At 65.9% G+C, this 15,812-nt stretch carries 17 protein-coding genes, 1 tRNA gene and 1 pseudogene; 9 read left to right on the top strand and 10 right to left on the bottom strand.

The genetic code is table 11. The features are described 5' to 3' along the window. Positions 1 to 67 precede the first annotated feature (67 nt). From ACFOYU_RS21505 to ACFOYU_RS21480, 6 genes are all read left to right on the top strand, one after another. The gene (locus tag ACFOYU_RS21505; RefSeq protein ID WP_377035169.1) at positions 68 to 1,975 is read left to right on the top strand and encodes an ABCB family ABC transporter ATP-binding protein/permease; all 1,908 of its coding nucleotides are present in this window, start codon (positions 68 to 70) and stop codon (positions 1,973 to 1,975) included. 57 nt (positions 1,976 to 2,032) lie between these two features. Further along, the gene (locus tag ACFOYU_RS21500) at positions 2,033 to 2,734 is read left to right on the top strand and encodes a phosphatidylserine decarboxylase (RefSeq protein WP_226741218.1); all 702 of its coding nucleotides are present in this window, start codon (positions 2,033 to 2,035) and stop codon (positions 2,732 to 2,734) included. A gap of 36 nt (positions 2,735 to 2,770) precedes the next feature. Next, positions 2,771 to 3,607, top strand: a complete 837-nt coding sequence (gene pssA / locus ACFOYU_RS21495) for a CDP-diacylglycerol--serine O-phosphatidyltransferase (protein ID WP_377035168.1) — start codon at positions 2,771 to 2,773, stop codon at positions 3,605 to 3,607. A gap of 111 nt (positions 3,608 to 3,718) precedes the next feature. Then, positions 3,719 to 4,369 (top strand): Maf-like protein, encoded by a 651-nt coding sequence (locus ACFOYU_RS21490; protein WP_226741216.1) that lies wholly within the window; start codon positions 3,719 to 3,721, stop codon positions 4,367 to 4,369. A 22-nt stretch (positions 4,370 to 4,391) separates the two neighbouring features. After that, positions 4,392 to 4,592 (top strand): DNA gyrase inhibitor YacG, encoded by a 201-nt coding sequence (gene yacG, locus ACFOYU_RS21485; protein WP_226741215.1) that lies wholly within the window; start codon positions 4,392 to 4,394, stop codon positions 4,590 to 4,592. Between the two features lie 101 nt (positions 4,593 to 4,693). Beyond that, a tRNA-Phe gene (locus ACFOYU_RS21480) sits at positions 4,694 to 4,769 on the top strand. Between the two features lie 75 nt (positions 4,770 to 4,844). Here the strand turns inward: ACFOYU_RS21480 and ACFOYU_RS21475 are convergent. The 4 genes and pseudogenes from ACFOYU_RS21475 to ACFOYU_RS21460 form a co-directional block, all read right to left on the bottom strand. Then, complete coding sequence (locus tag ACFOYU_RS21475) at positions 4,845 to 5,435, bottom strand: hypothetical protein (protein WP_377035167.1); 591 nt, start codon at positions 5,433 to 5,435, stop codon at positions 4,845 to 4,847. Positions 5,436 to 5,584: 149 nt separating this feature from the next. Beyond that, positions 5,585 to 7,298, bottom strand: a pseudogene (locus ACFOYU_RS21470) (flotillin family protein). Positions 7,299 to 7,322: 24 nt separating this feature from the next. After that, positions 7,323 to 7,979 carry an OB-fold-containig protein gene (locus ACFOYU_RS21465; RefSeq protein WP_377035166.1) on the bottom strand — a complete coding sequence of 219 codons (657 nt, stop codon included), beginning with the start codon at positions 7,977 to 7,979 and terminating at the stop codon, positions 7,323 to 7,325. Positions 7,980 to 7,991: 12 nt separating this feature from the next. After that, positions 7,992 to 9,143, bottom strand: a complete 1,152-nt coding sequence (locus tag ACFOYU_RS21460) for a PspA/IM30 family protein (RefSeq protein ID WP_377035165.1) — start codon at positions 9,141 to 9,143, stop codon at positions 7,992 to 7,994. Between the two features lie 163 nt (positions 9,144 to 9,306). Between ACFOYU_RS21460 and ACFOYU_RS21455 the strand changes: the two genes are divergently transcribed. Next, positions 9,307 to 9,549 carry a hypothetical protein gene (locus ACFOYU_RS21455; protein WP_377035164.1) on the top strand — a complete coding sequence of 81 codons (243 nt, stop codon included), beginning with the start codon at positions 9,307 to 9,309 and terminating at the stop codon, positions 9,547 to 9,549. Positions 9,550 to 9,640: 91 nt separating this feature from the next. On the opposite strand, the gene ACFOYU_RS21450 is transcribed toward ACFOYU_RS21455, so the two are convergent. After that, positions 9,641 to 9,799 (bottom strand): hypothetical protein, encoded by a 159-nt coding sequence (locus tag ACFOYU_RS21450; protein WP_226741209.1) that lies wholly within the window; start codon positions 9,797 to 9,799, stop codon positions 9,641 to 9,643. Positions 9,800 to 10,048: 249 nt separating this feature from the next. On the opposite strand from ACFOYU_RS21450, the gene ACFOYU_RS21445 reads away from it, so the two are divergent. Together ACFOYU_RS21445 and ACFOYU_RS21440 are read left to right on the top strand one after the other, a co-directional pair. After that, positions 10,049 to 10,795 carry an extensin family protein gene (locus ACFOYU_RS21445; RefSeq protein WP_377035163.1) on the top strand — a complete coding sequence of 249 codons (747 nt, stop codon included), beginning with the start codon at positions 10,049 to 10,051 and terminating at the stop codon, positions 10,793 to 10,795. A 65-nt stretch (positions 10,796 to 10,860) separates the two neighbouring features. Then, the gene (locus tag ACFOYU_RS21440; protein ID WP_377035162.1) at positions 10,861 to 11,841 is read left to right on the top strand and encodes a L,D-transpeptidase family protein; all 981 of its coding nucleotides are present in this window, start codon (positions 10,861 to 10,863) and stop codon (positions 11,839 to 11,841) included. Between the two features lie 40 nt (positions 11,842 to 11,881). On the opposite strand, the gene ACFOYU_RS21435 is transcribed toward ACFOYU_RS21440, so the two are convergent. From ACFOYU_RS21435 to ACFOYU_RS21415, 5 genes are all read right to left on the bottom strand, one after another. Continuing rightward, complete coding sequence (locus ACFOYU_RS21435; RefSeq protein WP_226741206.1) at positions 11,882 to 12,157, bottom strand: hypothetical protein; 276 nt, start codon at positions 12,155 to 12,157, stop codon at positions 11,882 to 11,884. A 93-nt stretch (positions 12,158 to 12,250) separates the two neighbouring features. Continuing rightward, positions 12,251 to 13,066: an alpha/beta fold hydrolase gene (locus ACFOYU_RS21430; RefSeq protein ID WP_377035161.1), complete on the bottom strand. Its 816-nt coding sequence runs from the start codon at positions 13,064 to 13,066 to the stop codon at positions 12,251 to 12,253. 262 nt (positions 13,067 to 13,328) lie between these two features. Beyond that, on the bottom strand, positions 13,329 to 14,099 hold the full coding sequence (locus ACFOYU_RS21425; RefSeq protein ID WP_377035160.1) for an EAL domain-containing protein: 771 nt from the start codon (positions 14,097 to 14,099) through the stop codon (positions 13,329 to 13,331). 94 nt (positions 14,100 to 14,193) lie between these two features. Further along, positions 14,194 to 14,574 carry a DUF1622 domain-containing protein gene (locus ACFOYU_RS21420; protein ID WP_226741203.1) on the bottom strand — a complete coding sequence of 127 codons (381 nt, stop codon included), beginning with the start codon at positions 14,572 to 14,574 and terminating at the stop codon, positions 14,194 to 14,196. Between the two features lie 182 nt (positions 14,575 to 14,756). Next, positions 14,757 to 15,458, bottom strand: a complete 702-nt coding sequence (locus tag ACFOYU_RS21415) for a L,D-transpeptidase (protein WP_377035227.1) — start codon at positions 15,456 to 15,458, stop codon at positions 14,757 to 14,759. Between the last annotated feature and the right edge of the window lie 354 nt (positions 15,459 to 15,812).

The raw sequence follows: 15,812 nt of genomic DNA, 5'->3' as shown, positions 1-15,812 counted from the left end.
GGGCAGGGTGAATTCGTCCGGCCGATCAATTATATGCAGGTCCGACAGATTGATCGGATTCTAAAGAATGTCCCCCTCCCATGCCCCTTCGGCGAGCCCGTCCGCGCCGAAGTCCAACGGCTTGGCCGCCACTCTCAGCAAGCTCTGGCCCTATCTCTGGCCCCATGGACGCCCCGACCTCCAGCGGCGCGTCTTCCTGGCCTTCGCGCTTCTCCTGGTCGCCAAGGGCGTGACCATGGTGACGCCCTTCGCGTTCAAATGGGCGACGGATGCGCTGGTCGCAGTGACCGGAAGCGGCAACGCGGGAACCGCAGCGGAAACCGCCGGGTCCTGGCTCTGGCGGGCGCCGATCCTGCTCACGGTGATCTACGGCGTCACCCGCGTCCTCATGGCGGTGCTGACCCAGGTCCGCGACGGGCTCTTCGCCAAGGTGGCGATGCACGCGGTGCGAAAGCTTGCGCTCCAGACCTTCGAGCACATGCATCGCCTGTCCCTGCGCTTCCACCTGGAGCGCAAGACCGGCGGCCTCACTCGCGTCCTCGAGCGCGGCCGTGAGGGCATCGAGGAGCTGTCCCGCCTGGTGGTGCTCACCCTGGTGCCGACGATTCTCGAATTCGCGCTCGTGCTGGGGATCCTGGCCTGGGAGTTCGATTGGACCTATTCCGCCGTCGTCTTCGTGATGGTGGTGATCTATCTCGGCTATACCTATCAGGCGACCCAGTGGCGGATCTCGATCCGCAAGCGGATGAACGAGTCCGATACGGACGCCAACAGCAAGGCGGTCGATTCGCTCCTCAACTACGAGACGGTGAAGTATTTCGGCGCCGAGGCGCGGGAGGCGGTGCGCTACGACCGTTCCATGGAGAAATACGAGAAGGCCTCGACCCAGACCTATACCTCGCTCGCCGTGCTCAACGCGGGCCAGGCGGTGATCTTCTCCATCGGCATGACCATCGTGATGATCCTGGCGGCCCGGGACATCATGGCGGGGCGCGTCTCCATCGGCAGCTTCGTCCTCGTCAACGCCATGCTGGTTCAGCTCTACATTCCGCTGAACTTCATGGGCATGCTCTACCGCGAGATCAAACAGGCCCTCATCGACATCGAGGACATGTTCAGGATCATCGAGCGCAACCCCGAGATCGAGGACAAGCCCGGCGCCACGCCGCTCCAGGCCCCCAAGGGCGTGGTGCGCTTCGAGGACGTGCATTTCGCCTACATTCCGGAACGGCCGATCCTGAAGGGCGTGAGTTTCGAGGTGCCGGCGGGCCATACGGTCGCCATCGTCGGCCCCTCGGGCGCCGGCAAGTCCACCATCTCCCGCCTGCTGTTCCGCTTCTACGAGCCGACGAGCGGGCGGATCCTCATCGACGGGCAGAACATTGCCGACGTGCAGCAGGCGTCCCTGCGCAAGGTCATCGGCATGGTCCCGCAGGATACGGTGCTGTTCAACGACACCATCGGCTACAACATCCAGTACGGCCGCTGGGACGCCTCCGAGGAGGAGGTGAGGGAGGCAGCAACCCTTGCCCAGATCGACCGCTTCATCGGCTACCTGCCGGAGGGCTACGAGACCCCGGTCGGCGAGCGCGGCCTGAAGCTTTCGGGCGGCGAGAAGCAGCGGGTGGCGATTGCCCGCACCATCCTCAAGGGCCCGCCGATCCTCGTGCTCGATGAGGCCACCTCGGCCCTGGACACCTTCACCGAGAAGGAGATCCAGGACGCCCTCGACCGGGTCAGCCGCGGCCGCACGACCCTGGTCATCGCCCACCGCCTGTCCACGATCATCGGCGCGGACGAAATCATCGTCCTCGACCAGGGCCGGATCGTCGAGCGCGGCACCCACACCGGCCTGCTGGCGCAAGGAGGCGTCTACGCCGCCATGTGGAACCGCCAGCGGCAGGTGGACGAGGCCCGCGAGACCCTCAAGCGTGCCGAAAGGGAAGAATACAGCGAGGAAAGCGTGGCGGGTTGACGGAACCCGCCCCTCCTGCCATCCCCCCTCCAACGAAATATCAAGGCTCCCAAGAGAATGACCGATATCCTCGAATCGATGCGCCGCCTCTTCGTGCCGATCCACAAGGAGGGCTATCCCTTCATCCTGATCGCCCTGGTCGCCACGATCCTGCTGGCGCTTCTGTGGTCACCTCTGGGCTGGATCGGCACCATCCTCACGGTCTGGGTCTGCTACTTCTTCCGCGATCCGCCGCGGGTGACCCCCATCCGCGAGGGCCTCGTGGTGTCGCCCGCCGACGGGCGCGTGAGCCTCATCACCACCGCGGTTCCCCCGGCCGAGCTCGATCTTCCCCAGGAGCCGATGACCCGCATCTCGGTCTTCATGAACGTGTTCGACTGCCACGTGAACCGCTCGCCGGTCGCGGGCCGCATCACGCAGATCCTCTACACGCCGGGGCTCTTCCTCAACGCGGAGCTCGACAAGGCCAGCGAGGACAACGAGCGCAATGCCCTCGTGATCGAGAGCAACGGGGTGAAGATCGGCGTCGTGCAGATCGCCGGCCTCGTGGCGCGGCGCATCGTGTCCTTCGTCAAGACCGGCGATTCCTTGAGCCCCGGCGAGCGCTTCGGCCTGATCCGCTTCGGCTCCAGGCTGGACATCTACGTGCCTCTCTCCACGCAGGTCCTCGTGGGCCTCGGGCAGATGGCCGTGGCGGGCGAGACGGTTCTCGCGGACCTGACGGCCAAGGAGCCGGCACGCCAGTTCCGGGTCGGCTAACTTGTCGCAGAGCATGGCTGACCCTAGAATTTCCGCATGAGCGACCTGTTTCCCCCCTTCGCCCCCGATCCGGACGAGCCGAAAAGACGCTTGTTCAAGCCGGTTCCGGTTCGCGTGATCATCCCGAACATCATCACGCTGATCGCCCTGTGCCTCGGCCTGACGGCGATCAGGCTCGCCTATGAAGGACGCTACGAGCCGGCGGTGATCGCCATCGTGGTGGCGGCGCTCCTCGACGGGGTGGACGGGCGCGTCGCCCGGCTCCTGAAGGGCACGTCGCGCTTCGGCGCGGAGCTCGATTCCCTGGCCGATTTCGTGAATTTCGGCGTGACCCCGGCCCTGATCCTCTACAGCTTCGTCCTGCACGAGCTGAGGGCGCTGGGCTGGATCGTGGTGCTGGTCTTCGCCATCGCCATGGCGTTGCGCCTGGCGCGCTTCAACGTGATGCTGGACGATCCGCACCGGCCCGAGTGGAAGAAGAACTTCTTCACCGGCATGCCGGCGCCCGCGGGGGCGGTCACGTCGCTGCTGCCGCTCTACCTGAACTTCCTGGGCGTGCCCATGGAGGCGATCCTCGCCCCCGTCGTGCTCGTGTACCTGCTCGGCCTCGCATTTCTGATGGTGTCGACCATCCCGGTCTATTCCGGCAAGAACGTGGGCAACAACGTGCCGCGCCACTGGGTGCTGCCGATCTTCGTCCTGTCCGCGGCGGCCTTCGGCCTGCTGGTGAGCTTCCCGTTCGAGATGCTGACGGTGATCACGGTCCTGTTCCTGGGCACGATCCCAGTCGGGGTGATGCGCTACCGCAAGCTGGACCGCCTCCACGCCCAGCGGCCGTCGCAGCCCGAAGGCGAGCCGCCGCCGGCCGCTTGAATCGGAATAACCCGCTTCCATCTGTGACCGGCGCAGGGCGGTGCCGGTCGCGAGGAACGGGCCTGTCGTTAGAGGGGTCCCGCGCGGACCCGAGAGCGTGGAGATCAATTCGTGGCGTCTTCTTCCGAGGTGTCGAATCCCAGCTGGCGTCCGAAGCTCGTTCTGGCTTCGGCCTCGCCCCGGCGGCTGGCCCTTCTGCAGCAGGCGGGGATCGAGCCCGATGCGCTGCTGCCCGCCGATGTGGACGAGACGCCCCTGAAGTCGGAAACGGCGAAGGAGCTGGCGCGGCGCCTGTCGCGCCAGAAGGCCGAGATCGCCCGCAAGACGGCCCGCAACCGCGAGGACCTGAGGGACGCCTATATCGTCTCCGCCGATACGGTGGTTCTCGCCGGCGGGCGAATCCTGCCCAAGGCCGAGGTGGTGGACGAGGCCGCGGCGTGCCTGCGCCTGCTCTCGGGCCGGGCGCACCGGGTCTACACCTCGATCTGCGTCGTCACCCCCAAGGACGCCGTCCGCGAGCGTCTGGTGGAGACGCGCGTGCGCTTCAAGCGCCTGTCGCGGGACGAGTTCGAGCGCTACCTCGCCTCTGGCGAGTGGCGCGGCAAGGCGGGCGGCTACGCCATTCAGGGGCTGGCCGGCACCTTCGTGGTCAAGCTCGTCGGGTCCTACACCAACGTGGTGGGCCTGCCGCTCTACGAGACGGCGGCGCTCCTGGACGGGGAGGGCTATCCCGTCCGATTCACCTGGCTCAATGCAGCCTGAGCCGTAGAGCAGGGAGGCGACGGTGACCCCCGCCAACGAGAACAACCCTCAAGCTCCCGCCGGCAAGTGCCCGGTCTGCGGCAAGCCGGCCCAGATGGAATACCGCCCCTTCTGCTCGAAGCGCTGCGCCGACGTGGACCTGAACCGCTGGCTTTCGGGCACCTACGCGATCCCGGCGGTGGAGGATGACGAGGACCGGGACGAGGGCGACCGCGAGGCGTGAAAAAATTTCCTCGCACTTATTGAAGAAGCGGGTAGACAGGCGGCGCCGGTCTGACTATACAACCGGCCTCTGACGCGAACAGCCAAGCGCTGACGCCGAATGCCCAGGTAGCTCAGTTGGTAGAGCATGCGACTGAAAATCGCAGTGTCGGTGGTTCGATTCCGCCCCTGGGCACCACTCTTCCCCCTCGACGATCATTAAGTTCGGTTCACGGGACGCAGCCTCGCTCGCAGGCGATGAGCGTTGCGCGTCTCAGCGCCGTTTCCGCTTCACGCTGCCGGTCGTCTCGACGTCCTTGGTGTTGGCTGCAAGCTTGCCGCCCGTGCTCACGCCGGCCGTGCTCCAGGCGGGGTTCTCGCCCGGCAGCAGATGCGCCACCAGCTTGCGCGTCGAACGGGGCAGGGCCTTTCCGGCTTGCGCCAGAGGCTTGAAGTCCTTCATCGTGTGCTGGCTTCCCGGCTTCCCGGTGAACACCCTCAGGCCGTCCGGGAACATCACCATGTCGCCCGGCCGCAGCGTGCTGTCGGCCAGCAGGGCCGGAACGGGATTGTCCATCTCGCCGGGCGACCGGGGCTTGAGGGGCTTCTTGATCTCGGGCTGCGGGACGGAAATGATCTTGGGGCGCGGGCGCGGCTTACGCGTCTGCTCGACGGCAGGGCCGACACGGAAGTCCACGGGAGGAGGCTGCACCGGCAGCCGCGGGGAGGTCAGGGCCCTGAGGAACCCGAAGATGTCCTGCGCGCGCGCCGGCACCGTGCCGACCGCTAACGGGATCGAAAGCGCCACGGCGAAAACGCCGGGGAACCTGACCAAGGCGACGAGCTTCGATTGAACCCTCGGCATTACCCGCCTCCCTTTCGTGTGGAAGCAACGTAGCCACGCTTGGCGGGTTCCGAATGTCGCGCGGGCAGACGAGCGCGCCGCGGGGCGATCCGTGGTCGACGGTCGGGGCCGTGTCCCGCCGGTCGTGAACGGCCCCGACCGCGCGGCCGCTACGGCGTGCCGGGTGCCTCCGGCGAAACCGGCCGTTCCGCCTCCGCCGGGATCGTCTCGACCTTGATGGGCTCCTTCGCGGTGACGGATCCGAGCAGGGTGTCGAGGGCGTTTCCTCCACCGGTGAAGCCCGCTTCCGCCAGGATGGAGTTGACGATGGGCCTGTTGGCCTGCAGCGCGAGAAGCTGGCCGGCAAGACCGTCTCCGAGACCGATCCCTGCGCTTTCGGACGTTCCCTTGCCGTTGACCAGACCACCGGTGTCGAAGATGCGGATGTCCTTGATCTTCTCGATCGGCTTCACCGCCTCGGCCAGGGCCGCCGGGATGATGCGGATGCGCTCGCGCGTGAGTTCGAACTCGATGAGTTTCGGAGACAGCTTGTTGCGGGCCTCGGTCATCGCAGCTTCCGCCTCGGCCTGAGCCGCGCCTTTCTCGCGAATGCCTGCGGCCTCGATCTTGGCGGCCTCGGCATTGGCCAGGGCGATCGTCTTGATCGCGTGGGCCCTGTCCTCCGCGGCGTTCTTCTCCGCCTCGGCCGCGACGGTCACGTTCGTGGCTTCGGTCTCGGCCTCCTGCTGCGCGGCGATGACGGCGATGCGCTTCTGACGCTCGGCGATCTCGACCTCTCTGGCGGTTGCGACCTTCTCGTCGGCGGCGACCGCGAGAGCCTCGGCCTCCTTTGCCGCGGCCTTCGCCTCGGATTCCTCCCGGCTCTTGTTGGCAACCGCGATGGCGCTTTCCTGAGCCACGATCTGCACGTCGCGCTTGGCCTCCAGTTCGGACTGCTGGACGGCGCGGCTTGCGACGATGTTGGCGCTTTCCTTGATGCGCTTGGCTTCGGCCTCGCGCTCGGCGATGGCGAGTTCGGAGGCGATCCTCGCGGTTTCCTCGGCTTGTCTGGCCGCGGCCTCCTTCTCCGCCTGCTCGGCGCGGGTCTTGGCCGTCGCGTTGGCGATCGCGCTGCTGGGTCAACTCCGCCTCCTTCGAGGCGCGGTCGATTTCGAGCTTGCGCTGCAGGGCCTCGCGGTCCTTCTCCGCAATCGCCACCTCGGTGTCCCGAACCACCTCGTTGCGCTCCCTCTTGCGCTGCTCGGTGATCTTCGTGAGCGTCGCCAAGCCTTCCGCATCGAAGCTGTTGTTGGGGTTGAAGTGCTTGATGTCGGTCTGGTCCAGGCGGGTCAGCGAGACGCTCTCGAGCTCAAGCCCGTTGGACGTGAGATCCGCCGCGACCGTCTCCTGCACCGCCTACACGAACTCGGTGCGCTTTTCCTGAAGATCGTTCAAGGACATCGTCGCGGCCACGGATCGCAAGGCGTCGACGAACTTCGCCTCGATCACCTGACGCAGAGCGTCGGCGTTGTTCGTCCGGTCGCCGAGAATCTGCGCGGCAAGGGCGATGGAATCCGCTTCCGGCCGGACGCGCACGTAGAACTCGGCCCCGATATCGACCCGCATGCGGTCGCGCGTGATCAGGGCGTCGCCCTCGCCGCGGCGGACCTCGAGGCGCAGGGTGTTGAGGTTCACCCAGGCGATGGAGTGGAAGACCGGGAGAACGACGGAGCCGCCATCAAGCACGACCTTCTTGCCGCCGAGACCCGTGCGGACATACGCCTGATCGCGGGTCGAGCGCTTGTAGAGAATGCCGATCACCACGCATATGCCGACGATGGCGACGAGGCTGAGGACGACCGGGATGATGATACCGCTGAGCATAGGTGGTCTCCGGGAGGTTTTGTCTTAAGAGCTTGCTTTGAGTTCGTCGGGCGCAGGTACGACGAGGAATGTCGATCCGCTCCTGTCGACGAGGAGGGCCTGTCCTCCGACCGGGACGGGGGCGTGGCCGTCTGCGACTTTGGCGATGAGGAAGTGCCAGTTCCCGTGGGCGTCCCTGACCTTCACGCGTCCGGGCGGCCCCTGGTCGAGCGGCCCGAGCGTGACCTCCGCGACCCGCCCGACGAGGTCGTCGTTGGAAACCACGTAGGTTTCCTCTCGCGGGATGATGAAGGAGACCAGGCGCGTCGTGAAACGTGTCGCTGGAGTGGCAAGCAGGAACGCGGCAAGACTGGCGGCCAGGGTGGGCAACGCAGTCCACAGGCCGATGGCGACGGTCTGGATCACGAAACCTGCCACGGCGAAGGATGCGAGCCAGACGATGAGGAAGATCAATGCCGGAACCCGGCCGGCATTGACCCAGCCCAACATGCCGCTCAGCCAGCCGGCGCTCCCGAGATCGGCATGGTGGCCGTCATAGGCGTCGACATCGACTCCCTTGTCGATGAAGTGGCTGAGGGAGAAGCCCCCGACCAGCGAGACCGTCTCGATGAGAACCAAGCCCGCCATGACGAGGCCCGCGACCGCGAACGGCTGGTAGCCGGGTGAAAGGAGGGCATCCATTTCGTTCTCCGGCTATTGGCCGCTCCGGGCCGTGAAGGCCGCGAGGCGCTCCTCGACCGTCTTGTCCCGGTGGAGCCGTTCGAGTTCGTTCATCTGGGATGCGTGCGGAGTGCCGCCGGAGGAGGGGACGCCGGTGATGCGGGATATGGTTTCAAGCGACCGGAAGGCCTTTTCCCCGGGAGGGGCGGAGCGGGCAGCGCCGGGCGCGCCGGCAGCCTGTTCCCGGGTCAGGGAGCGCTTCAGCTCCGCGAGACGAGCCTCTCCCTCACGACGGGCTGCGATGACGGCCTGGACGGCTCCCTGGGCCTCCTGGATGCGCTCGTTGACGTCGGCGATGGCAACCTCGAGGGCGGAGATCTGCGCTTCGATATCGATCTGTCGCTCGATCCCGGCCTTCGCCAGATCCTCGCGTCCCTGCTGAAGCGCCGTGGCGATCCTGTCGGAAAGGGTCGCCATCTCCGCGTTCAGCTCCCTGCTGCGGCTTTCGAGCCTGTGCTGCTCGGCGGTGTGCTTGCCCAGCGCGGCGCGGGCTTCCTCGGCCTCGCGGTCGATCTCCCGGATCGCCTGTTCGACGATCGTCACCGGATCGGCCTGTTCCGCCTTATCGACCGCGGCATGGGCGAAGCCTGCCACCAATCGGCCGACGCGGGATAGAATGCCTTCATAAGCCATGGACTTCTCCTCTGCTGGACGAATGAACGGTTTGACACCGACGACGAGCTCGAAGCCCGTGTCGGTGGGGACGAGGCGGGCTGGCGCTGATCCGCGCCAGCCTTCGCCATAGCCGGCGACGTCGTAATGGACGGCCAGCCGGCCACGGACGGTGGCGAGCGTAAGCGTGGTGGGGCCCTTGATGGCGTAGAGCTTCTCGCCGAGAGGAATGCCGGGCAGGTCCTCCCCGGATGTCCGCCGGGCCGCGAAGTCGCGGATCCCCAGGAGAACCATCTGTGCCGGAAGCTGCGTCTCGGTGCGGATCTGTTCGTAGGCGAGTTTCTGGAGCCGGACGACATCGGCCCTGATGCCTTCGCGCTCCGCAATCCGGTCGAGCGTCTCCAGCAGGAAACCGTACCGGGCAAAAGTGTCCGCGACCGCAGCCTGCTCTTCCTGCCCGAGATGCAGGACGTAGCGGAGGCTGGATGACGGGAGCGGTGTCTTGAGCTTCATGGAACGATATTAAGTGACTTATTTCGTCACTTCAAGGCCGAGCTATCATATCGCTTCCTGTGCAGCGGCAGGCGGGTCTTGGAAACAACGGATCCAATGGACCCGCCCGAGGTTGTTGACCTGCGGCCGATGTCGTAAAGGATGTGCGATGATATTGCCCTGGATGAAGCTGGCTGCGGATACCTCTCTGCTTGCGATGGAAGCGCAGGCGGTGATCTGGACGCGCATGATGCAGATCGCCTCCGGCCGCGGCTCCGCGGCGGAGAACATGCTGATGGTCACCGAGAAGGTCAGCGCGTTCGCCGAGGCCGCCATGACGGTCGCGGCGGGCGGATCGGCGCACAAGGTCGTGAGGGGCTATCGCCGGCACGTGCGGGCGAATGCCCGGCGGCTGCGGCACAAGTAAGCCTGCCCGCGCCACCGGCCGCGCTTGCGGCGGCCGCCAGCCCGGTTCACGGAAGAGACGGCTCGGCCCGAAGGGGATCAGGCCGTCAGCTTCAGCTGATGCCTTCCTGACTTCTCTCGCAGTCGCGCTTCGGGGTCGCCTGAGGGGCGGTCTGCTGCTGTGCGACGAGGATCGGGGAACCGGCCGGCTCGACCGCGACGCCGGGACCGGCGGCGGCGATCAGGATGGCGAGGGAGAGAGCGCGGAGCATCGTCTGTCCTTCCATGGCAAATCGCCCCAATGCTAGCGCATCGTGCGAAAAAGTGGACCCGGATTCTCGCCCCGAACGGTGCGCGCCCTGGGGGAATCGAGCATGGGGCGGCTTCCGAAGGGGACGCTCCGGCGCGCAAAGCCGCTTCGGGCCGCCCGGTGCCGAAGCGCCACCTTAAGCGGAACGTCCGCCGCGGGGCAGCCGTTGTCCCCGAGGAGAAGCCCCAGCACCTGCTGGGGCGGAGTTGCCATGCCCATGCGCCGGAAGCCAGCAATCAACTGGATCGGAGGCCTGCTGGCCCTGTCCCTCATCGGAGCCGCCCCTGCGGGCGCGGTGGAGGATGCCGTTCCGCCGTTGCCGCCGCCGAGGCCTGAGACGGCTGTCCCGCCTGCGCCGGAGACGGCCCAGCCTGCCGCCGAACCGGCGAAGCCGCCGGAGGCCTCCCAGGCCCAGGCCGAGCCAGGGGAGGGAACCTGCATCGAGCGCCTCGCTCAACTGGGGGTCAAGTTCGAAGTCCGCCCGGATATTCAGGACCGGGCCTGCACCGTTCGGGAGACCGTGCGTGTCACGGCCTTGCCGGACGATCTCGAAATTTCTCCCGCCGCGGTCATGACCTGTCCGCTCGCCGAGAACCTGGTGCGCTGGAGCCGCGAGGTGCTCGCGGTCGAGGCCGAAAAGCACCTCCAGAGCAAGCCGACGAAGCTGTTCGTCGGAACGTCCTATCAGTGCCGGGATCAGCGCTCGGGCGGCAAGCTCAGCGAGCATGCTTTCGGCAACGCGGTGGATATCATGGGATTCGAGTTCGCCAAGCGGGACCCGCTCAACATCGGCACGCATCATGAGGAATCGCCCGAGGCCGCGTTCCAGAAGGCGGTGCGGATGGGGGCGTGCCCCATCTTCACCACCGTGCTGGGGCCCGGCTCCGACGCTGCCCACGGCGATCACCTGCACCTCGACATGCGCGCCCGCAAAGGGGATTACCGCATCTGCCAGTGACAAAAATCGGAACACCGGGCCGCCTTCATCCCTTGTCACGGAAGACAAACAGGATGGAGTGAACAATGAAAACGGCGGCTGTTGCGTTACTCGGCATCTGGGGGATGGTCCTTGCCGCACCGGCTCAGGCGCAGTCACTGACCCTGGAAGAGGTCAACAAGGCCGACCTCTCTGCCCAAAAGGAAAGCGGCATCAGCCCCACCATGATCAAGGCGCAGGTCCTGCTCGACCGCGCCCGCTTCTCCCCCGGCGTCATCGACGGCTATCAGGGCGAGAACCTGCAGAACGCCATCGAAGCCTTCGAGAAGGAGAACAACCTCCAGGCCGACGGCAAGCTCGATGAGGAGCTGTGGTCGAAGCTCACCGGGACGTCGTCCGATCCGGTGCTGAAGGAATACACGATCACCGAGGACGACGTGAACGGCCCCTTCGTCGACGAGATTCCGGATAAGCTGAAGGCGCAGGCCGACCTCGAGCGTCTCTCCTACACGAGCGCACGGGAACTGCTGGCCGAGAAATTCCACATGGATGCGGACCTGTTGAAGGCGCTGAATCCCGACAAGAGCTTCGACAAGGCCGGCACGACCATCCTGGTGGCGAATGTCACAACCGACGGAAGCGATCAGGCCAAGAAGGTCAAGAAGATCGAGGTGCTCAAGAGCGAGCGCGCCCTGCGCGCCCTTGCCGAGGACGGGTCGCTGATCGCGGTGTATCCGGCCACCATCGGCAGCGAGGAGAAGCCCGCTCCCGACGGCACGCACAAGGTCGAGGCGATCGCCAAGAACCCGACCTACACCTACAATCCGGAATATTCCTTCGAGGGGGTGGACTCGAAGGAGAAGTTCGTCGTCGCACCGGGACCGAACAACCCGGTCGGTTCGGTCTGGATCGACCTTTCCATCGAGTCCTACGGCATCCACGGCACGCCCGAGCCCGCGAAGGTGGGCAAGACCTATTCGCACGGCTGCGTCCGCTTGACGAACTGGGATGCGGAAGAGCTCGCGGAAATGGTCGAGAAGGGCACCGAGGTGACCTTCCTCGACTAGGGCCTTCGCGGGCGCATCGGCGCGAGCGCTCCTCCGACGGTCAATCGTCGTTGGAGGAGTTCAGCTCGCTCGGCTTCATGCCCTCGTCGACCTCCGTGTCGTGCATTCTGACCAGCCATTCCAGCTGCTCCTGCACGAAACCGGGGTCGCTGTGGAAACGCATAGCGCAGGCGACGAGGAAGATGGCGATCTCGGGCAGATCTTCGTCGCCCATATCCGGCAGCACCAGTTCCAGCTCCGTCATGTTGCTCGCGGTGACGATCGCCGCCTCGTTCGGGGGAATGAGCGTTGCAGGTGCTTTGGTTTCCTTGGCCATATTCCACTATCCTCGACTTCGACTCACGCAGGACGACACCGAACATAACGCGCAGGCGGCGAAAATCGACGCGGCGTCCGCGTTCGCGGCCCGTCAGGGACGGGACAGGAAATCCGCGATCCTGCGCGCCACGTCTCCCGGACGCTCGACCGGCAGCATCTGGGTCTCGTTCTCGAACAGCGCGAGGCGCGCATTGGGGATCGCGCGGGCCGCTTCCTCCATCGCCGTCACGTCGAAAAACTGGTCACGGGTGCCGCCCACGATCAGGGTCGGGGCCGCGATGCGCTTCAGCCAGGCCGGGTCCCGGCCGAAATCCTCCGACGCGACCGCGCTCAGCCCGCGGACGATCACGTCCGGATCGTTCATCTTCTCGTGCAGCCGCTTGCGCTCCATGCGAAAGCGCAACCGGACGAGCCAGTTGAGCCACGGACGCCGGAAGACCATGCCGAACTCGTCGAGCAATCCCGCGAAATCGCCCGTGCGGGCGCATTCGATCTGCCGGGCGATGCTGCGCCGTCCCTCGGGCGAGAAGCGATGGGCGCTGACGGTCAGGATCAACTCGCGGACGAGGTCGGGATGCTCGGCGGCGAGCCGCGCGGCGACGAAGCCGCCGAACGAGATGCCCATGACGGTCGCCGGGCCGATCTCCTTGCGCAGGATCTCGGCGAAGTCGCGGGCAATGGTCTCGATGCTGTACTCGGCCGGCGGCGCAGGATCGTAGCCGAAGACGTAGAACGGCCGTCCCTCCGGCAGCATCCGGGCGATGCGTTTCGCGTCGCGGCTGGTGCGGGAAGGAGCGGGACGCCGCACGAAAGCCTGCCCGCCGTTGAACACCACGATGGGGTTCGGCCCCGAGCCTGCTTTCACGTAGGGAATCCTGTCGAGGAAGAGACCTGTCTCGAAATTCATGATGATTTGCCGGAGAAGCCCGTCCGCCTGCGAAGTCCGGACGGGTCCGGGCCGCGGGACGGGCGCTGACGTGAGGAGGGAAATCGACCCGTCGAGCCGCTGCGCTGCGGGGCGCGCCTCACGGTTCGCCGACCAAGCGGTCTGGGCGCGATGAAGGGTCTGGATGGGAGCCGCCGGACGCTGGAAGGGCGGCGGCGGCTGTGGCCGGGCATCGCTTCCTAGAAGCTGAGCCGCAGCCGGTCAATACCGGACGGGAAGGGCTCTAGACCGCCTGAGCCGCCTGCTCGAAGGCGACGGCCGGAAGCTGCTCGATGACGGGCTTGGCGAACAGGTAGCCCTGGAACAGCCGGATGCCGGCGTCCCGCAGGGCGCGTAGCTCGGCCGGGGTCTCGATTCCTTCCGCGATGATCGCGATGTCCAACGTGCGCGCCATCAGCATGATGCCGGCGACGATCGCCCGCCGAGCGGCGGAATCGCCGATGCCGCGGATCAGTTCCATGTCGATCTTGATCAGGTCCGGCTGGAAGCGCGCGAGAAGGTTGAGGCCCGCATGGCCCGCGCCGAAATCGTCGATGGCAGTGATGAAGCCGAGCCGCTTGTACTCCGCGATGATGCGGGCCACGTGGCCCGTATCGCTCATCCGTTCGTTCTCGGTGAACTCAAACATGATGCGGTGCGGATTGAAGCCGACGCGGCGGGCGGCCTCGAGGGATGCCCTGATGCAGGCGGACGGCTCGTAGACCGCGTTCGGCATGAAGTTGATGGAGAGCCGCGTGTCGCTGTCCGGCTCGAAGAGCCTGCCCGCGAGTTCGATGGCCTTCACGCGGCAGCTCTGGTCGAACTTGTAGAGATTGGCCTCGTCGACCCGGTTCAGGATCGAACCCGCCGATTGTCCTTCCGTTCCGCGGACGAGGGCCTCGTAGCCCCAGACCTCGTGCCGCTCGACATCGACGATCGGATGGAAGGCCATCGTAAAGTCGAAGGGCAGGGGCTCGCTGCTCCGGCAGCCCTGGCATTTGGCTCTTGCATCCATCTCTCGGCTCCCGGCCTCCGCTGGCACAGTTTCCGTTGAGTAAACGTCACCACCGGTAAAAAAGCCGACAACGCCGGACGGATCTCGGAAAGGATCACCCGTTCAAGGAGCGGCGATCCTCGTTCCTGTGCTTGTTCCAGGGCCAGCGGCCCTCGATCTCCACTTCGAGCGAGAAGCTCAGGAACGTGCGGATCAGAACGATGCCGCCGAGCACGATGACGCTCTGCAGTGTCGGCTCGATGGCGACCGTGTTGATGATGTCCGCCGCGACCAGGAGTTCAAGACCGAGGAGGATCGCCCGGCCGATATTGGACCGGTAGTCGCTGAAGGCGTCGGTGGTCGACCGGCGGCCCTTCACGAGCTGCCACAGCACGGCGACGCTGGCCCCGAGGATGCCGAGAACGATGACCGCAATCCCGCCGATCTCGATGATGCGGATCGTCATCCTCAGTGCGGAAAAGTGCGCGTCGCCCATGAACTCACCCCGAACTCACCCCTGGTATCGAGGTGCCATCTAGGGCGGCGTGCGGAAATGTGGATCCGGTTTTCCGCACCGGGCCCTGCAATGGGTTCGGGAGCGAACATGAAAAGGACCCCGTCTCCGGGGTCCTTTCCTCAGATGCCTTCTTGCGAGGTCGGCTTCCCTCGCGCGGTGCCCTAGTAGGAGGAGACCCGGATTTCGTCCCCGCGGCGGGAGCCGTTGAGCACGATCACGGGCGAGCCCACGGGAACGCGGTTGTAGAGGTCGATCACGTCGTGGTTGAACATCCGGATGCAGCCGGAGGAGACCGCCTGGCCGATGGACCAGGGCTCGTTGGTGCCGTGGATGCGGTAGAGCGTGTCGCGGCCGTTGTCGTGCAGGTAGAGGGCGCGGGCGCCGAGCGGGTTTTCGAGGCCGCCGGCCATGCCGCTGGCCCAGCGGGCGTTGCGCTCGGGATCGCGGCGGATCATGTCCTGCGTCGGCGTCCAGCGCGGCCAGGGAGCCTTGCGGCCGACGCGGGCGCGGCCGCTCCAGGCCATGCCTTCGTTGCCGACGCCGATGCCGTAACGGATGGCGCGGCCGTTCTCGCGCACGAGATAGAGGTAGCGGGCATCCGTATCGACGACGATCGTGCCGGGTTCCTCGCGGCCGTTATAGGCGACCTCGCGGCGCAGGTAGCGCGGATCGACGTCCGTGAAGTCGAGGGCCGGAAGCGGATGGGCCTCGTCGGGCCGGGCGCCGTACATGGCCGCGTAGGTGGGGTCGATGCGGGGAGCAGCGCTCTGCTGCGGGGGCTGCGAGGTGGAGACGCAGGCCGCCAGGACGAGCGGAAGAAGAAAAAGAGCACCCAGACGGAGCGCTTTACGTAGGAGTGACAAGCTCAAGGCTGGGGCATTCATGAACATCAGGAGGAACTCGCAGTTTCTGGTTATGAGACGTGTGAGGAGCATTGGTGGGCAGGATAGGCCACAGCCTGTTTGAGAAAGCTCAGCCGTGGCCGCATCTTGGATCATCAATGGCCGAAATATGGCAAGGTTCCCCCTGTGGTTTTACAGTCACAGGTTTGTGACGCCGCATTTTCGGGTCCCCTCCGCGGGCAAATGCTCTAAGGCTTGTGGGGATTCATCGTGAATTGATGACGGCGGCGGCGAGATAGATCATTGCGGAGAAGCTTTGGTCGGTCTTGTCGGCTCTCATGGCAATGCGCTTGAACTCCTTGAGCTTGCAGAAGA

It is taken from the genome of Microvirga sp. GCM10011540 (assembly GCF_042650665.1).
Taxonomy (GTDB): Bacteria; Pseudomonadota; Alphaproteobacteria; order Rhizobiales; family Beijerinckiaceae; genus Microvirga; species Microvirga lenta.
This window is presented reverse-complemented; position numbering and strand designations above follow the sequence as displayed.

Bases quoted from the DNA above. Each gene is read 5' to 3' on its own strand.
- ACFOYU_RS21505 (WP_377035169.1), top strand. From the start codon at position 68: ATGTCCCCCTCCCATGCCCCTTCGGCGAGCCCGTCCGCGCCGAAGTCC.
- ACFOYU_RS21500 (WP_226741218.1), top strand. From the start codon at position 2,033: ATGACCGATATCCTCGAATCGATGCGCCGCCTCTTCGTGCCGATCCAC.
- pssA (WP_377035168.1), top strand. From the start codon at position 2,771: ATGAGCGACCTGTTTCCCCCCTTCGCCCCCGATCCGGACGAGCCGAAA.
- ACFOYU_RS21475 (WP_377035167.1), bottom strand. From the start codon at position 5,435: ATGCCGAGGGTTCAATCGAAGCTCGTCGCCTTGGTCAGGTTCCCCGGC.
- ACFOYU_RS21465 (WP_377035166.1), bottom strand. From the start codon at position 7,979: ATGGATGCCCTCCTTTCACCCGGCTACCAGCCGTTCGCGGTCGCGGGC.
- ACFOYU_RS21460 (WP_377035165.1), bottom strand. From the start codon at position 9,143: ATGAAGCTCAAGACACCGCTCCCGTCATCCAGCCTCCGCTACGTCCTG.
- ACFOYU_RS21455 (WP_377035164.1), top strand. From the start codon at position 9,307: ATGAAGCTGGCTGCGGATACCTCTCTGCTTGCGATGGAAGCGCAGGCG.
- ACFOYU_RS21450 (WP_226741209.1), bottom strand. From the start codon at position 9,799: ATGCTCCGCGCTCTCTCCCTCGCCATCCTGATCGCCGCCGCCGGTCCC.
- ACFOYU_RS21445 (WP_377035163.1), top strand. From the start codon at position 10,049: ATGCCCATGCGCCGGAAGCCAGCAATCAACTGGATCGGAGGCCTGCTG.
- ACFOYU_RS21440 (WP_377035162.1), top strand. From the start codon at position 10,861: ATGAAAACGGCGGCTGTTGCGTTACTCGGCATCTGGGGGATGGTCCTT.
- ACFOYU_RS21435 (WP_226741206.1), bottom strand. From the start codon at position 12,157: ATGGCCAAGGAAACCAAAGCACCTGCAACGCTCATTCCCCCGAACGAG.
- ACFOYU_RS21430 (WP_377035161.1), bottom strand. From the start codon at position 13,066: ATGAATTTCGAGACAGGTCTCTTCCTCGACAGGATTCCCTACGTGAAA.
- ACFOYU_RS21425 (WP_377035160.1), bottom strand. From the start codon at position 14,099: ATGGATGCAAGAGCCAAATGCCAGGGCTGCCGGAGCAGCGAGCCCCTG.
- ACFOYU_RS21420 (WP_226741203.1), bottom strand. From the start codon at position 14,574: ATGGGCGACGCGCACTTTTCCGCACTGAGGATGACGATCCGCATCATC.